The organism is Pantoea coffeiphila, from assembly GCF_016909495.1.
Lineage (GTDB): Bacteria > Pseudomonadota > Gammaproteobacteria > Enterobacterales > Enterobacteriaceae > Erwinia > Erwinia coffeiphila.
In genome coordinates this window covers 44925-60967 of record NZ_JAFBFW010000009.1, presented here as the reverse complement: position 1 = coordinate 60967, position 16043 = coordinate 44925, and the positions used below count along the sequence as shown (strand labels likewise).

9 protein-coding genes are annotated in these 16043 nt (G+C 57.2%); all 9 read right to left on the bottom strand.

From position 1 onward, the window contains the following. Positions 1–98: 98 nt before the first annotated feature. The gene (locus JOE09_RS23050; RefSeq protein ID WP_205067490.1) at positions 99–1385 is read right to left on the bottom strand and encodes a dicarboxylate/amino acid:cation symporter; all 1287 of its coding nucleotides are present in this window, start codon (positions 1383–1385) and stop codon (positions 99–101) included. 149 nt (positions 1386–1534) lie between these two features. Continuing rightward, positions 1535–3559, bottom strand: a complete 2025-nt coding sequence (hmsP, locus tag JOE09_RS23045; RefSeq protein WP_205067489.1) for a biofilm formation regulator HmsP — start codon at positions 3557–3559, stop codon at positions 1535–1537. A gap of 175 nt (positions 3560–3734) precedes the next feature. Then, a complete protein-coding gene (locus JOE09_RS23040; RefSeq protein WP_205067488.1) occupies positions 3735–4742 on the bottom strand; it encodes a family 8 glycosyl hydrolase in 1008 nt (335 codons plus the stop codon). Positions 4743–4750: 8 nt separating this feature from the next. Beyond that, positions 4751–5215 carry a cellulose biosynthesis protein BcsD gene (bcsD, locus tag JOE09_RS23035; RefSeq protein ID WP_205067487.1) on the bottom strand — a complete coding sequence of 155 codons (465 nt, stop codon included), beginning with the start codon at positions 5213–5215 and terminating at the stop codon, positions 4751–4753. A 2-nt stretch (positions 5216–5217) separates the two neighbouring features. Next, a complete protein-coding gene (locus JOE09_RS23030; protein WP_205067541.1) occupies positions 5218–9261 on the bottom strand; it encodes a cellulose biosynthesis protein BcsC in 4044 nt (1347 codons plus the stop codon). Next, positions 9261–11753, bottom strand: a complete 2493-nt coding sequence (gene bcsB / locus JOE09_RS23025) for a cellulose biosynthesis cyclic di-GMP-binding regulatory protein BcsB (RefSeq protein WP_205067486.1) — start codon at positions 11751–11753, stop codon at positions 9261–9263. The genes JOE09_RS23030 and bcsB overlap by 1 nt, the downstream gene beginning before the upstream one ends. Next, positions 11750–13849 (bottom strand): UDP-forming cellulose synthase catalytic subunit, encoded by a 2100-nt coding sequence (bcsA, locus tag JOE09_RS23020; protein ID WP_205067485.1) that lies wholly within the window; start codon positions 13847–13849, stop codon positions 11750–11752. The genes bcsB and bcsA overlap by 4 nt, the downstream gene beginning before the upstream one ends. Before the next feature lie 90 nt (positions 13850–13939). After that, on the bottom strand, positions 13940–14737 hold the full coding sequence (gene bcsQ, locus JOE09_RS23015) for a cellulose biosynthesis protein BcsQ (RefSeq protein ID WP_105593690.1): 798 nt from the start codon (positions 14735–14737) through the stop codon (positions 13940–13942). Beyond that, positions 14728–15801, bottom strand: a complete 1074-nt coding sequence (bcsO, locus tag JOE09_RS26360) for a cellulose biosynthesis protein BcsO (protein WP_275584449.1) — start codon at positions 15799–15801, stop codon at positions 14728–14730. Before bcsO ends, bcsQ begins: the two co-directional genes overlap by 10 nt. Positions 15802–16043 lie beyond the last annotated feature (242 nt).

The window sequence follows — 16043 nt, the reverse complement described above, 5'->3', positions numbered from 1 at the left end:
AAAAAATCATAAAAAAGTGTTGGATGTTATTATGCAAATGCCCGCCGCGAGGGCAAGTCGCGTCGGGCATTTCTGTGCAATTTTAATGAATTAAGTGCTTAATTAGCGCTATCAGAGAGATTTTTTTGACTCTTATCAGCATTAAGCGTCGCTTTCAGCTGTTTTTCATCCAGCTGGCCGACCCACTTCGCGACCACCACGGTGGCCACGCCGTTACCCACGAGGTTGGTTAACGCGCGTGCTTCGGACATAAAGCGATCGATGCCGAGGATCAGCGCCAGTCCGGCGACCGGCAGATGCCCTACTGCGGATAGCGTTGCTGCCAGCACGATAAAGCCGCTGCCGGTCACGCCCGCTGCGCCTTTGGAAGAGAGCAGCAGCACCACCAGCAGGGTAATCTGATGGAAAATATCCATATGACTGTTGGTGGCCTGGGCAATAAATACCGCCGCCATCGTCAGATAGATCGATGTCCCGTCCAGGTTGAACGAGTAGCCGGTGGGGATCACCAGCCCAACGACGGATTTTTTACAGCCCAGCTTCTCCATTTTATCGAGCATGCGCGGCAGCGCCGATTCAGAGGAGGAGGTACCCAGTACGATCAGCAGTTCTTCTTTGATATAGGCAATAAACTTGAAGATATTGAAGCCGACCACGCGGGCAATTAAACCCAGCACGATGACCACAAACAGCACGCAGGTGATATAGAAACAGACGATCAGCTGGCCCAGCTGTACCAGCGAACCGACACCATATTTACCGATGGTAAAGGCCATTGCGCCGAATGCGCCAATTGGGGCGAGGCGCATAATCATATTGATGATGCCGAAAATCACCCGCGAGAAGCTGTCAATAAAGTTGAATACCAGCGTACCTTTATCGCCCAGGCGATGGAGTGCAAAGCCAAACAGCACGGCGAACAGCAGAACCTGCAGAATATTACCGCTGGCAAATGCGCCAATAACGCTACCGGGTATCACATCCAGCAGGAAGGCAACAATGCCCTGCTGTTCTGCCTGCTGGGCATAGACCGCCACGGCTTTCGCATCCAGTGTGGAAGGATCAACGTTCATCCCCGCACCTGGCTGCATGACGTTGACGACGATCAGACCGATAATCAGCGCGATAGTACTGACCACTTCAAAGTAGAGCAGCGCGACCGCGCCGGTGCGGCCAACGGCTTTCATGCTTTCCATACCGGCAATACCGGTTACCACGGTACAGAAGATGACGGGAGCAATAATCATCTTAATAAGCTTAACGAATCCGTCGCCCAACGGCTTCATCTGTGCACCCAGTTCGGGATAGTAATGGCCCAGCAATACGCCAATAGCAATGGCGGTCAGCACCTGAAAATACAGGCTTTTAAACAGGGAAAGCTTCATAAAATATCCGTTATCGGCGGGAATTCGATAGGGCGAAAATAACACCCGGGTAACGGGATTGATATAACCGGAGGGAATACGGGGTCAGCCATAACGCAAATTTATGAACTGAATCACTTCAGCAGAAGATTCCTATAACCTCAGGTAAATTAACATTCTTCACGGTGATTTATCACTTTTCCAAGGGAAAAATAATAACGGTCGAACTGGCCTCGCGGTAAAGGTTCCGAATAGAGATAACCCTGACCGATATAGATATCACGCGCCAGCAGCCAGTCGCGCTGTGCTTCGGTTTCTATCCCTTCCGCCACTACTTCCAGCTTGCTGATAGCGGCTATCGACGCCACAATTCGCACCATCGTGTCATCATCCGGCAGCGCAGACACAAAGCTGCGGTCGATTTTAATTTTGCTGATCGGCAGGGATTTAAACTGATTCAGCCAGTTCAGATTGGCATAGCCCATACCAAAATCATCCAGCGCAACGGAAATCCCCGCCTCATGCAGCGCCTGTAACAGATGCAGCGCGTGGTCAGACTCGCCTACCTGTGCGGTTTCAGTGATTTCCAGCACCAGGCTGCCGGGAGTAATGTTATGCCGATCGATATGTTCGCGCAGATGGGTAACCATATCGGCATCGCGCAGCTGAATCGGCGACAGATTAACGCTCAGTGTCAGCTCTATGCCCCGCTGCTGCCAGTCTGCCAGCAGGCGGCAGGACTCCTCAAAGACCCAGCGCCCAAGGGCATTAATCACGCCGATCTCTTCTGCATTAACAATCAGGTCGCTCGGCAGGCACCAGCTGCCATCCGGCTGCTGCATGCGCAGCAGGGCTTCTGCACCAATCACTTCGCCGCTGCGCATATCGATCTGCGGCTGGAGCCAGAGGGCAAACTTACCCTCTTCGATCCCCTGTAAAATGTCGAATTCCTGGGTCAGGCGCTTCTCGGCTTTTTCCGCCAGCTCAGAATCAAAGAACAGGATCTGATTTTTGCCCTGATGGCGGGCGGACATCATCGCAGAGACGGCACGCCCCAGCAGCTCAGTGGCGTTCTGCCGCGCTTCCGCTCGCTGCGCCATACCGATGCTGACGTTGGGCCTCAGCTGCATATGCTGGAGGCTGACCGGCTGATTGAGTGTCTGTAGCAGTGTATTGGCCAGCCGCAGTGCGCGGAACGGGTTATCGGCCTGCTTAACGAGCAGCGCGAAGTCACAGTTGGACAGCTGCGCCAGCACCGTTTGTTCATCAATGCAGCCGCGGATTTTATCCACCAGCGTTAGGGTCAGCGCATCCCGTTCGCTGTCGCTGACGATGCCGTTGGCGTCCAGCAGCGTCTCAATACGCAGCACCAGCACGGTGAAGACGCCGCCGCCTTTCACCGATCGCAAATGCTGTTCCAGCAGCGCCAGGAACAGGGTTTTATTCGGCAAATCGGTGAGCGAATAATGCGTGCTCAGTCGGTTGATATCCTCGTTCATCGTGCCCAGCGTTAGCTGGTTACGGTTGTAATTGCGGATCAGCAGGCCGATTTCATCGTTACGGTGGTAGCGTGGCAGCGCCAGCTGGTGGTTCAGCAGCTCCTGCGGCGTAAGGTCCTGCAGATCCTGGGCGATTTTACGCACGGGGCGAACGATCAAGCGGTTGATACACCAGCTGATAGCGACAGAGAGGATCAGCGCCAGCAGCAGGAAGGTGGTCACCATGGTTGCAACGGCGCTGAGGATAAACTGATACACCCGCCAGGAGTCGGCTTGCAGGATCAGCAGCGCCAGCGGTTTAGGGTTTGCCGGTTCCACGGAGTAGAGCGGCACGGTGATCTGCACCGGCAGCTCAAACAGAGTAGCGATAAACTGCGGTACCGGTTTTTCCGGCTCGAAATCGGTATGCAGCGCCTGCAGGCCGTTGGGCAGCACCACTTCGGCACGCGCCAGGATTCCTGCCGGTCGAAGGGAGTTGAGGATGAATTCAGCCTGGGGGATATCCGCTTTCAGCACCGCCTGAGACAGCGGCTGGCGCACCGTATGGGCAACATTTTCCATCTGCTGGGCGTAGTCAATTCTGCGCTGCTGCACAAAGTGGAAAAGCTGTATAACGATAAAGATGCAGATGGTGACGACCGCAACGCCGGACACCGTTGCCATTTGCTTAATCGTTAGTGAACGACTGACGCGCAAGCCTGTTCTCCAAAGCCTGAATCCCCGGATTCATGGCGCATAAGGCAAAAAACTGCCCTGAGTATATCCTATGGCAACCGCTTGTTAAGCTATCACGCTCTGCGACTATCGGTTTAAGCGTTTTCCGATCGTTTTCCTCTCCGTCGCGGAAAGGCGACTGGCTCCAGAGAGCCAGTTACTGCTGCTGTTGCAGAAATGCCAGCCAGGTCAGCAGATGCAGGCTGGAGGAGTAGTAATCTTCGTTACTGCTCAGCGCATCGTTGAGATAACCGGTTTCATTCAGCGTTAAATCGCGCACCGACAGCAGGCCACCGGCCATATTGTACGGGGCTTTCTCGCCGCTTAACACATCGATCCATGCCGGCGTTTGCAGACGCTGGAAACCACCCCAGAAGCGCTGGAACGGGACCAGTTGAGGATTCTGTGCGTCGTACCAGTGCAGATAGAGTGGGATGCGGACGGCGTCATAGCTAAAGCGCGGCGGCCAGGCTGCGGCCGGGGCAAAGGTGCCGTCGGCGTTCAGCGCTACCCAGTCCAGCGGCAGATTCGTATCGCCAAACCGCATTTGCGCCAGCAGCTCCATCCCGTCACTAATCAGCTGATTCCACACCTGAAGATGGCTGCGCCGGGCAAAGTCACGCCATGCCGGAAACACAAAGTAGGAAGGATTCAGGATCACGTAGCTGTTTTTATTGAAGCCCTGCGCGCCCGGCAGCATCACCGTGTAGCCGCCAAACGGGATAACGTTCTGTGCCAGAATGGCCCGCTGAATGGCGTCTGACGCTTTCAGGTAGGCCTGAACGTGCCATTTTTCCCCGGCCTGCTGTAGCGCCCAGGCGATCAGCACATCACCATCGGAGGCATTGTTTTTATCCGCCACCGGATCAGCCTGGGTCGGGATATAGCGCCAGTAGAACAGGCCGTTATTTGGGTTTTTCAGCGTGTTTTGCGTCCAGTTCCACAACTTGTCAAAACTGGTGCGGTCGTTGTATTGCACGGCCATCAGCATGGCGTAGCCCTGCCCTTCCGTGTGGCTGACGTTTTTGTTACCGGTGTCCTGAATGCGACCATCACTGGTCATAAAGCGCGTCTTAAAACTGCCCCAGCCGTCCGCAGCAAAGGCTTGGGTACATCCCAGCGCCATTACCAGCATAATTACCGTCGCCCTCAACATCGCAATCATCGTATCACTCAGGCCTTATAGCGGAAGCGGAGTGAAACATCGCTGGTCGCTTCCACGCTCAGTGAAACGCGATCGTATCCTCCCTGCTCACGCAGCCAGCGGGCGTACAATCCGGTCAATACTGCGCTCAGAGCAAGATGCCACTGATGCAGCGGCAGTGCGCCATCTGCTACAGGCAGCGCCAGATGTTCAATAATCATTGCGCTTTCGGAAGGCTGAATGTCGATAAAGCCCCAGTTAAAGCGCGCCAGCACCTGGTTAATCTGCTTTTCCAAATCGCCAACGGTCGCCGCTTTACCCAGCGGGTAACGGCCCGCGAGGCTGTCCCCCATCTGCTGCAGGAAAGCCTGGCTTTCACGCTCGCCGGCATTGCCCATCATGCCGCCGATCATCACGCTCAGCAGGTCAAACCAGCCTGGCTGACACTGCTGCTGACGATAATATTGCAGGGTACGTTCCTGTAACTGGCTCATGCTTATTGACTACCTCCCAGCATGTAACGGAAATAAAGTTGCGCCGTGCTTTCGTTATATTCACCAAAGGTGTCATAACCCAGCTGACCACCGACGGTGATATTTTTATTAATCTTGTAATCCGCACCCGCATGAAGATTATAGCCAACTCCGCTCTTACTGCCGCCGGAATAGTAGGCTTCTTTGGCAAAACCAGCAGTAACTGCTGATTCCAGCGCGGATTGCCACTCAGGATTGTTCGGATAATAGGCGCTGCGATCCTGGGTATAGGCCTGATAACCCGCCGAACCGCCGATGCGCACGCTCAGATCGTCATAGCTTTGCGAGTAGTCGATCGGGAAGGCGACGCTGACGAAGTTTTGCGGGCTGAAGTAGCCGCCCTGGCCGTAGCTGTAGTAGCTGAGGTTCTTTTTGAAATCCATCCAGCTCAGGCTGATACCGGTTTTCAGTTCGCGATCGTCGTAATGGTACGGACGAACGTAGGCACCGGCGTTGGCGACCAGGCTCTGGTTGCTGGCCACGTTCTCACCCAGATAGCTGTAGGCCCCTGCGCCAACGTAGAATCCGGCATCGCCGTCGTCATAGCTTAACAGGGCGTTACCGCCGTTCTTGGTCACCCGTCCCCAGTTGCTGCCGGAGAGCTTATCCTGCACGCCCACATAGGAGAGCAGACTGTCGGTCACCGCACGACGTTCCCCGGTGAGGATCAGCGTCAGATAATCGGTCAGCTTCGGTGCCCACTTCACGCCACCGACCATGGTGCTCAAGTCCTGACCCAGCGGCGTGCTGCCGAGGTCGATCTTGTAGCTGGTGCCGGTCAGCGCCAGGTTCAGCTCAACGCCGCTGGCGTTCTGCGAGTCGCTGGTACCGGAACTGGCACTGTCCACGCTCGGTTTACGCGTGGAGGCGACCAGATAATTTTTCAGCGCGGTGTTGTTGTTCAGGCTGGTGAGGTTGCTCAATCCGGTGGCGGTCAGCGGGTTCAACTCTTCAAAAGTGATACCGTCCAGCGCGGTCAGCGCGGTCGCCACCCCCGGATTGGTGGTGTTGAAGGTCGCCAGATCGGTCGCGTTAAGCGTGCTGATGTAGGTCTGTTCACTCTTGATGGTTTCCAGCAGGTTGCCGATCGCCTGTTCGGTTGCGCCGGAGCCAAGGCGGCGATAGGCATCGCCGCTGGCGCTGCCCGCGCTGAGATTAATCGGCGTAACGGTAAAGTCAAAGTGCGCATCACCCAGCGGTGAACTGGTCCAGGTCAGCGGCGCTTTGGCTTCGGTCAGTTTACTGAGACCATTCTCGCCGTCGCGGCTGCGGATCTGCACCCCGGCCTGCATCCAGGTTCCGGTGTCTTTTTCCAGATCGGCCATCATGGTATCAATCTGGGCCAGCGTCTGGTTCTCGCGCAGCAGCGGTGCATTACCCATGGTGAAGGTAGCGCCCGGAATATCGCGGTAATCACGATAAGTCGGCGACAGCTGCCACGGCATGGTTTTACCGTAGGTTGATGGTGAAGGACGCGGCGACAGCGTGGTGCGGTTGATAAACGGGTTGTCTGACATCGCCAGACCGCCAATCCCCGCACTGCTGCCGGTATCTGCGCCCGAAAGACCGATCACCTTGCCACGCGCGGTGCGCAGGTAGCTCAGCGCTTCGTTATGATCGCCGTCGGCATTCGCCACGCGAGCCAGCAGCAGCAGGCGCTCAGGTGACTGCTGACCGCGCAGGCCGGTACTCAGTGAGCGCGCGCGTGGGACATCGTTCAGCGCCAGCGCCACGTTGATAGCGCCTTCACGCGCATCCTGATTCGGCGTATCGCGAGTCATCAGGTAGTCGTAGACCACGCCAGCTTCTTTGTTCATTTTGCCGGACTGATAGAGCCGCGCCATGGCAAACATCAGGTCGGTGTTCTGCGGATCTTTCTGCAGGGCGGTAATCAGTTTGTCGTAGGCCGCCGCGTACTGTTTTTGCTCGCGCAGGCGGTCAACTTCATTGATCACCCCACCGTTACGAATACCGGCCAGCTGGGTTGGCGTACTGCGCGACTGGATTTCCGGGCTGCTGAGGAAGCTCTGCGCCTCGGCACCTAATCCTGCCTGCTCAAGTACGGCGGCCTGTGCGGCATAGTCCCCGGCATTGCCCTGCACGCCACGGCGCATGTTGCCGCGTACTACCGACACGGCGGTGCTCATATCGCCCGCCTGGGCCAGGGCTTTCGCCAGATTACCAGCATCGGACGGGCTGGACGGCGGATTGGCCGCCAGCACTTTCAGCGTATTGGCAGCGGCGGCACTGTTGCCCTGCGCCAGGTACTGTTTTGCAACGTCCATCTGCTGATTAAAGCTGGCCCGCTGTGCCAGCGTGCGCATGTCGGCGTTCTGGCTGCGGGCCGGAATACGTGACAGCAGGCTGTTGGCCTGCGCCCACGACCCCGTTTCGCTGGCGAACAGCGCGGCGGCGTAAACTTCGTTGCTGGAGGCACCGTTGCGGTAAGCGGGCTGCATGACGCCTGCGGCCTGAGCCGAATTGCCCTGCTGCTCATAGATACGCGCCAGATCGAGGCGCAGCCACGGATCTGACGGGAAGCGCTGCATCCCCTGCTGGAGGATCGACACCGCACGCTGCGGGTTACCCGCCGCCAGCGCCTGTTTGGCCTCGTTGCGCACCGGATCGCTGGTGGCGACCGGGCGCGGCGTGACCGCAGCGCGAACGCTGGCTGGCAGTGAGGCCAGTAGCGTATTGGCTTCTGCCGTACGATTCTGCTGACGCAGCACGTAGAACAGCCCTTCTTTGGCCGGGCGGTTGTCGGCATCGGTGGCCAGCACGCTGCGGAAGGTCTGTTCCGCCTGATCGAGCTGGTTGCTGCGGCGCAGCGCATCGCCACGGAACAGTTTGGCGGAAACGCCTTTTTCACCGGCGGCCTGAGTCAGTGGCTCACTGAGCGACAGCGCCTGTGCGGTATTGCCGGATTTCAGCGCCTGCTGAGCGGTGGCCAGCTGGCCATAGAAGCGGGCATCATCCGCCTGCTGCTGACGCTGCTGGCTGTTATTACCGCCCAGTTTGGCCGCACGCTCAAGGTAGTCGGCGGCCTGAGTATAATTGCCGTTGCGCTGGGCAACGTAGCCCAGACCGGCCAGCGCATCCGCATCTTCCGGATTAACCTGAAGCACCTGGTCGAATGCGTTTTGCGCGCTGGAAACGTCGCCGCTGTTCAGCGCGTTAAAGCCCTGACCTTTGGTTTCGCCACCGACGTTTTTACGGTAGTAGGCCATCACCGCCGTATCCTGCGGATGGCGCTGCTGGTAGTTCTGATACAGCGCATCATCGGTCGGTTTCGGGCCCAGCCACAGCAGCGCCTGGCGCAGCGAGCGGTCGGCATCCGGATTCGCCGGAGCCATCGTTTCCAGCGACTGCAGGCCTTCACGACGGGTGGATTCCTGATAGGTCAACGCTTTGGCCAACGCCAGCTTGGCGGCGTTATCCTGCGGGTTCTGGGCACTGAACTGGCGCAGGTTATCGATCGCCTGCGGCAGCATGTTACGGTCACCGGCCATCGTCAGATAGTATTCCGCCGCCACGCTGGCAGGCGGCTGGTTGCCGCTGAACGTGTTGCGCCAGGTTTGCAGCGCGGCGGCGGTGTTGCCGGTGCGCGCCTGCTGGCGGGCCAGCGACAGCTGTGCTGCCGGAATCGACTGCATCTGGCGGGCGTTATCCAGCTCAACCAGACGCGGGTCCTGCGGCGACACTTCACTCAGCCGGGTACGCCATTTGGTCATGCCTGCGGTGTCGCCGTTCTGCTGCGACCACAGGGCCATCAGATACATCGCCTGGGTGTTATTGCCGTCCACCATCAGCACTTTCTGTAACGCTTCACGCGCCAGATTGTCATGCGATTTCTGATGCCAGTAGTTTGCCTGGTCAAAAAGCGCCTGAACGGCCGGGTTGTTATCAGCCGCCATCAGCGGGAAGGAGATGACCGACAGCGCAAGGCTGCCGCCGATCATCCAGCGATGGCGAATTCTGGCGCTTAACTGTGTGAGTTGTGTTTTCATCATTCTTTTTTCTCGCCAGAGGAACGGGATGATTTCGGTGGATGCAGGCGACGCCATGAGTGGCGTTTCAGCAGCACGTAGGTACTTAATCCCACTAATGTCGAACACAGCAGTGCCACAAGGGCCATCAGAACGGAGTGCTGGTTGGCATACCAGACCACCATCATGTACCACGGCATTTGTCCGCTGGGGAACTGGGCACCAACGCGGAAGCTGCGCACACCGGTTTCATCCGTAATGATAGCCGTATCGCCGCGAATACCGGCGTTGATGCGCTGCAAGGTTAAATCGTTGCTCAGGCGGTTCAGCTGATCGTCGTCGGTCGCGATGGTCATCACCACCAGACGGCTGCCGTTCCACGGCGAGCGATAGCTGACAAACCCACGCCAGTCTTCGTTAGAAGAGAGATAGCGGTCGGCATCCAGTGATTGCCGTGACCAGTCGCCGGTCAGCCAGCTGCGCAGTTTTTCCAGCGTTCCCTGCACTTTCACGCCCAGCGTATGGCCGTGAACTTCATACGGTGAAGCGGCCAGAATCGACTCGTTAAACGCGGTTTGACCGAGCGTGGACACCGCCAGGACATCGCTGTTTTCCAGACGTTCGCGCATCGCGCCGCCGCCAGGTACGCCGAACACCACGTTGTTGTAGGCCAGCGCTACGCCGGTGGCATTACCGGAACGCCCTGCCATGTTTAACAGCGCGCTGATTTCGGCATTAGCCGGCTTCTCAGGCAGCATCAGTACGGTCTGGGAATAGTCAGCCAGACGCGAGAACGGGAACGAGGCACCGACGAAGTAGGAGAGGTTCGGCAGCATCGCGAAGTGGCGCGTGTGGCTCAGATCGATCGAGGAGTCTTCTTCGATTCGGCTCTTAATATTGTTGTTGGTCAGAACGCTACAGGGTGCGTTGGCCTTCGGTTTGATATTGAAATAGAGCTGCAGCTGGTTATCACCGTAAATCAGATACGGGTCCAGTTTCAGCGTGTATTTCTCCTGGCGTGCGTCGCCGCCCAGGCGGTGCCAGATATTTTCCAGCAGCCCGAGTTTATTGACCGTCAGATTACGCAGGAAGGTGCCGTTCAGGGTGACGTTAAGAACGGAGTTATCTTCATCAATCCAGTTTTCAGACGGGAAACGATAGTTCAGCTGCAGCGGCAGCGTATCGCCGTCCCACAGGAACAGATCCGGTGCCGCGCGGAAGTTAACCCGCAGCGCGTCATGCCAGATGCCGTTGGCAGTCAGGTTCTGATCCTGGCGCAGCAGCTCGCTCAGGCGAACCGGGCGCTCGGTATTAATCCAGCGCGGAGCGTCATAAGGTTTACGCAGCGGCAGCGTTTGCTGACCCACTTCCAGCTGGGCGCTGTCTACCTTCATTGGCTGTAGCAGACGGGTTGCCGCCTGGCGCAGTTGCAGGTCGTCTTTACCGACGACCAGCAGCAGTTTATAGACCGGGTTGTCCGGGTTATCGACGATTTTCACCAGCGGCACGCTGGTTTCCGGCAGCGTCAGGCTGGAAATCACTTCACCCGGGTGGCCGAACACCACGCCGTTTTTCTCCGGCAGCTGGCCGCGCAGCACCGGGAAGGTAATCCCACGGTAGTCCGCCTGAATGCCCAGCCACGACGCCAGAATTGCCGCCGCGCTGACTTCGCCCGGCTGAATATTTTCACCAAACGCCATGGCGACGCTGGAGGAGTTCATCCGCAGCGGATCGAGGAACGGCCGCGGGAAATTACTCAGGCTGGTGCCGATGTTCAGCTGCTGACCTTCCAGCGACAGCGTGGTCGTTGGCAGGATCGTCACCTGGTACTGATCTTCGCTGTCGCGCTCGCACAGGAGCTGGTCAGCATCGTTAATTTTGAAGCTCAGGTTGTTGCTTGAGACCACCATCGCCGCCGGGATATCCAGCTGATAGTCTTCACTTTCTTTATCCGACGCGCTCAGCGGCAGCGTACCCAGAGGCTGACCGTTCATCATCAGCTGCAGCGAGGTATTACGCGCCGCCAGCGCGGAAGAGACCTTCAGCGACAGATTCAGACGCGCATTGGTGATCACTTCATCGCCCGGCAGCGTAAAGGTGATACCGGACTGCAGCTGGCCACCGGTCAGCAGCACGCCCTGCGGCTGGCCCATCTGTGCAACCGTCACTGTGCTGGAGAGCGGCTGATTCAGGGAGACCATCGGTGAGGTATCAGCAGGCGGTGCAGGAAGCGGAGGCAGCCCTGGCAGCTCGGCCACCGATCCCGGCGGCAGCGCCGGTTCGTTGCCCGCAGGCAAGCCGTTTTCCGCGCCCGTTGCCGGTGCCGGATTGTCTGATGCCGCAGCGGGCTGATCGTTCTCTTCAGCTTCCGCGCCGTTACCCTGGTTGGCAGGAACAAAGTTATTCAGTAAGTTGCCAAACTGCGAATTGTTGTTGGCCGTATCTGCGGCGTTGAGATTGCTCAGCGTCAGCGCAGTACTCAGGCACAGTGCGCGAAGTATCAATTGCTTCATGCCACTCCATCCTTCTCAGCACGCATACGGCGCTTTTTATTCGCGCGGCGATCTTTCCAGGTCAGCCAGAACAGTTCGAATACTGTACGAATGATGTTAACCAGCGAGCGTAGTGGGTTATCTTTTGGCCCTTCCGGTTTCAGCCAGGCATCGGCGCGGGACAGCACCACGCGTACCAGCTCGCGGCGGCGCGACAGCGGAATGTCCTTAAACTGGAAGCGCAGCACGCCGGAATCAGCGCTGATCAGCTGGACCGGGATCGAGATAGCGCCGGAGTGCAGCATCAGTTCGATCTCTTCAATCTCATCATTCTCGAAGCGCTGATCCGGTGCGGTCAGCTGCGCGCCGCCCATCGACAGGTTGATGGTGTGGCAGCGTGAGGAGATACCGCTGGCATAGTGCACAATTGCCGGGATATTCACGTCGATACGAATGGTTTTACGTACCTGCTTGGTTTCGCGCGCCACGGCAATCGCCGCCATCAGAATGATCAGGCTGAAGGTGGCCCAGCCGACGTTCAGCGCAATAACGTAAGGGTCTACGCCGAAGTAGTCGTGAGCGGTGGCGCGTACGATGCCGCTGATCACCCCGGCTGCCAGCAGCAGGGCGCAGATCACGTGCGGACGGACGATGTTGAAGTCGAAGAAGCCCACATCCAGCAGGCCGCCTTTATCCGTTACGTTAAACTTGCCGTGCTTCGGCGAAATCATCGTCAGCAACGTCGGGATCACCAGGTGGAATGCCATCACCGTTTCGTAAATTTCACCCCAGAAGGTGGCGCGGAAACGGCCATTCATGCGGGAGTTCACGTACAGCGACAGCACCAGGTGCGGCAGCACGTAGGCGAAGATCAGGCTGGCCGATGAGTGAATAATGTTCAGGTTAAACAGCAGGTAGGCCAGCGGCGCCGTCAGGAACACCACGCGCGGCAGACCGAACTGGAAGTGAAGCATGGCGTTGAGGTAGCACAGGCGCTGCTGCCACTTCAGGCCACGGCCCAGCAGCGGATTGTCCACGCGGAAAATCTGCGTCATGCCGCGCGCCCAGCGGGTACGCTGAACGATATGCAGACCCAGACGCTCGGTAGCCAGACCGGCAGCCAGCGGGATGGCCAGAAACGCGGAACCCCAGCCCAGTCGCTGCATTTTTAATGCGGTGTGCGCATCTTCGGTCACGGTTTCCACCGCAAAACCATTGATCTCTTCCAGCGCGGAACGGCGAATTACGGCACAGGAACCGCAGAAGAACGTTGCGTTCCAGTTATCGTTACCCTGCTGTACCGGGCCGTAGAACAGCGCGCCTTCGTTAGGGATTTCGCGGGCGGCTTTCAGGTTACGTTCAAACGGGTCCGGCGAGTAGAAGTAGTGCGGCGTTTGCAGCAGCGCCAGCTTTTCATCTTTCAGGAAGGCACCCACGGTGGCCTGCAGGAAGGTGCGGGTGGCTACGTGGTCACAGTCAAAGACGGTAATCAGTTCACCCTTGGTGATTTTCATCGCATGGTTCAGGTTACCGGCCTTGGCGTGGCGGTTATCGTCGCGGGTGATATAACCCACGCCGACGTCGGCGGCGAAGCGGGCAAATTCGCTGCGCTTGCCGTCATCCAGCAGGTAGATCTTGAGCTTGTCGCGCGGGTAGTCAATACACTGTGCAGCCAGCACGGTGTCACGAACCACATCAAGACTTTCGTTATAGCTGGGAACGTAAACATCCACCGTCGGCCAGAGTGAAATATCATCCGGCAGCGGTTCGATGGTGCGTTTTAGCGGCCAGGAAGTCTGCAGATAGCCGAGAATTAGAATCAGCCAGACGTAAAGTTCGGCGATAAACAGACCGATACCCAGAATCGCTTCCACTTCGGAATTGAAGTGCAGGGTTTCGGTAGCGCGCCAGTATATATAGCGGGTCGACATGATCGCGGAAAGAAATACCATGATCAGCGAGACCGGCTTGCTCTTAATAAAGCCCAGCAGGAACACAATACCGATGGCAATCAGACCAAAGGTATATTGTTTCTGGCTATCCATCGGGGTGATAACGATTACCGCCGCAACGGGCAGTAAGATGAGTAAGAGCAGATAAAACAGGACTTTATTCATAAGTCATCCTGAACACGTGTGGGTATAATTCTTCGTGGCGCATTTCACCACGCGTCTTCAGGCATCCGTGCCAGGTTCCTGTGGCCCGCTCTAGCGAGACTGAAGCGGCGCATGCATCTCGCCATCGCCGACTTTGATATCAAGCAGCGCGGAAAGACGTTTACCGATCAGTTCGATATCGAACGCGGCAGCGGATACGGAACTGAAATCAAAAATAGACTGCTGTGAGGCATTTGCCTCGGCCACGCTTTCATCGCGGTTTACCACGCCAATTAACCGGTCGCCCAGGCGCTGCTGCATAAACAGCGTGACGTCGCGGCTGATATTGCGTCGGCTGTCGCTCTGGTTCAGCACAAAATAGTGGCCTTTACGATGATTCAGGGCGCTGCCAATCAGTTTTTCATTTTCCACCTGCGGCAGCAGCGACAGCGAAGCCGTGTCGGCCAGCATCACCACCAGGTGCATATCGGCCAGTGCCGCCATAGCTTTCAGCGCCGGGCCAGGGCCCGGAGGGAAATCAGCGATAATCACCAGACCGGGATAGTTCAGCACGGTGTTCAGACCCCGGATAATAAAGTTCGGATCGTGGGTCAGGTTATCTTCGAACTGCATACGCTGCTGTTCGGTAACATCACCGTAAGGCAGAACAAAGATGTTCCCGCCGGTGGTGAGAATGGACTGGCTCCAGTCGGACGATTCCGCAGATTTGGCGACAAAGCCGCGTCCGTCCGACAGCGGTACACCAAAATGCAGACGCAGCGCATTCTGTACGTCAAAATCGATCGCCAGCACTTTGCTACCGTTGCGGGCTAGCGCGTGTGCAAGGTTGGCTGCCATGGTGGTTTTACCCACACCGCCTTTAGGGGAACAGACGCAAACTAACGGCATGAGGCAATTTTCTCCAGCAGGGATTGTAATGGCATCTCTTTAGAAACGATCTGCTCAGCCGAGCCGTGGGCCGGGCTGAATAACTGTTTATAGCTGATATTTGAAGATGTTGCCGCAGGCTGCGCGTGCGGCTGTATCGCCTGGCTGCTGGCAAAAAGCGGCGAGGTTGCTGGCGGCTGCGACTGATAAAGCGGTGCGGCCTGCTGCTGTGGATAAACGGGCTGCGGCGCGACCTGCTGAGGCTGCGACTGATACAGCGGCTGCGGCGAAACCTGCTGGGACGCATAGTACGGCTGCTGAGCAACCTGCTGTGGCTGATACTGTGGCGGCACCTGCTGCGGATGTGGCTGATACTGCGGTGCGGCAACCTGCTGAGGCTGTGGCGCTACCGGCGGCGACTGCAGCAGTGCATTCAGCTGCGGCTGCACAGGCGGAGGCGGCAGCGGGAAGCCCGACTGCAACAGGGGCTGAGCGTTCGGCTGTGTTGGCTCCGGCTGCTGTAATAGCGCGTTGAGCTGCGGCGCTGCGGGCTGCTCAAGCGGAGCATCAGGCTTTTTCTGCGCAGTGCTTGGCTGTGACTTTGCCAGCTGATCGAACAGCGAGCCTGATGCCTGAGCAACAGACTCCGGACGCAGATCGGCGACTTTGGTCAGCTGTACCGCCGGTTTCGCTGGTGCAACAGGCGGAACTTCCGGCTGCGGCGTAACGGGTGCGGATGCTTCAGGCGGCGTGCCTGGCTTCAGCGATGATGAAATGCTGTCGAATAACGATGCGCCCACCGATGGCGTGTGGTCCTCCAACGCGGAGAATGACGGCAACGGCTGTGCGGGCGCAGCTGCTACCGGCGGAGCCAGCAGCACCGACGGATCGATAGGCTGAGGTGCAACAACATCAATCCTCTGACTCTTATCCAGCACCGGGTCGGTGCCATCACTGAGCAACTGCTTGATAATGGCCCAGTTTGAGCTGTCAGAATGGAGTGACTGCTCGGACATATCTTTGAATTCGATGTGGTTTGTTTGCGTCTTTTCTTTAAAACGCTGCAAGTCATCATAACTTTTCATAGAAGCGATCGCGCAGAAGGAGGATTTTACGGCAATATAACACACTCTTTTTGAAATCGTCAGATTAATCTCAGTGCGCAGTTTGCTGATTTTCAATCAGTAAATTAACGGGTTACTAGCAAAATTATTTATTGCCAACGTCACTTATCATATTAGTGACTATGTTAATAAATTGGATAATTTTACCGGGTTAAAGGCTTTCATTTCACAAACTTGAAATAGCTTAAAAATAGTTATTAACT

What these genes read in the sequence shown, in the direction of transcription:
- bcsO (WP_275584449.1), bottom strand. Translation starts at nt 15,801, where the DNA reads ATGAAAAGTTATGATGACTTGCAGCGTTTTAAAGAAAAGACGCAAACA.
- bcsQ (WP_105593690.1), bottom strand. Translation starts at nt 14,737, where the DNA reads ATGCCGTTAGTTTGCGTCTGTTCCCCTAAAGGCGGTGTGGGTAAAACC.
- JOE09_RS23050 (WP_205067490.1), bottom strand. Translation starts at nt 1,385, where the DNA reads ATGAAGCTTTCCCTGTTTAAAAGCCTGTATTTTCAGGTGCTGACCGCC.
- bcsA (WP_205067485.1), bottom strand. Translation starts at nt 13,849, where the DNA reads ATGAATAAAGTCCTGTTTTATCTGCTCTTACTCATCTTACTGCCCGTT.
- JOE09_RS23040 (WP_205067488.1), bottom strand. Translation starts at nt 4,742, where the DNA reads ATGATTGCGATGTTGAGGGCGACGGTAATTATGCTGGTAATGGCGCTG.
- bcsB (WP_205067486.1), bottom strand. Translation starts at nt 11,753, where the DNA reads ATGAAGCAATTGATACTTCGCGCACTGTGCCTGAGTACTGCGCTGACG.
- bcsD (WP_205067487.1), bottom strand. Translation starts at nt 5,215, where the DNA reads ATGAGCCAGTTACAGGAACGTACCCTGCAATATTATCGTCAGCAGCAG.
- JOE09_RS23030 (WP_205067541.1), bottom strand. Translation starts at nt 9,261, where the DNA reads ATGAAAACACAACTCACACAGTTAAGCGCCAGAATTCGCCATCGCTGG.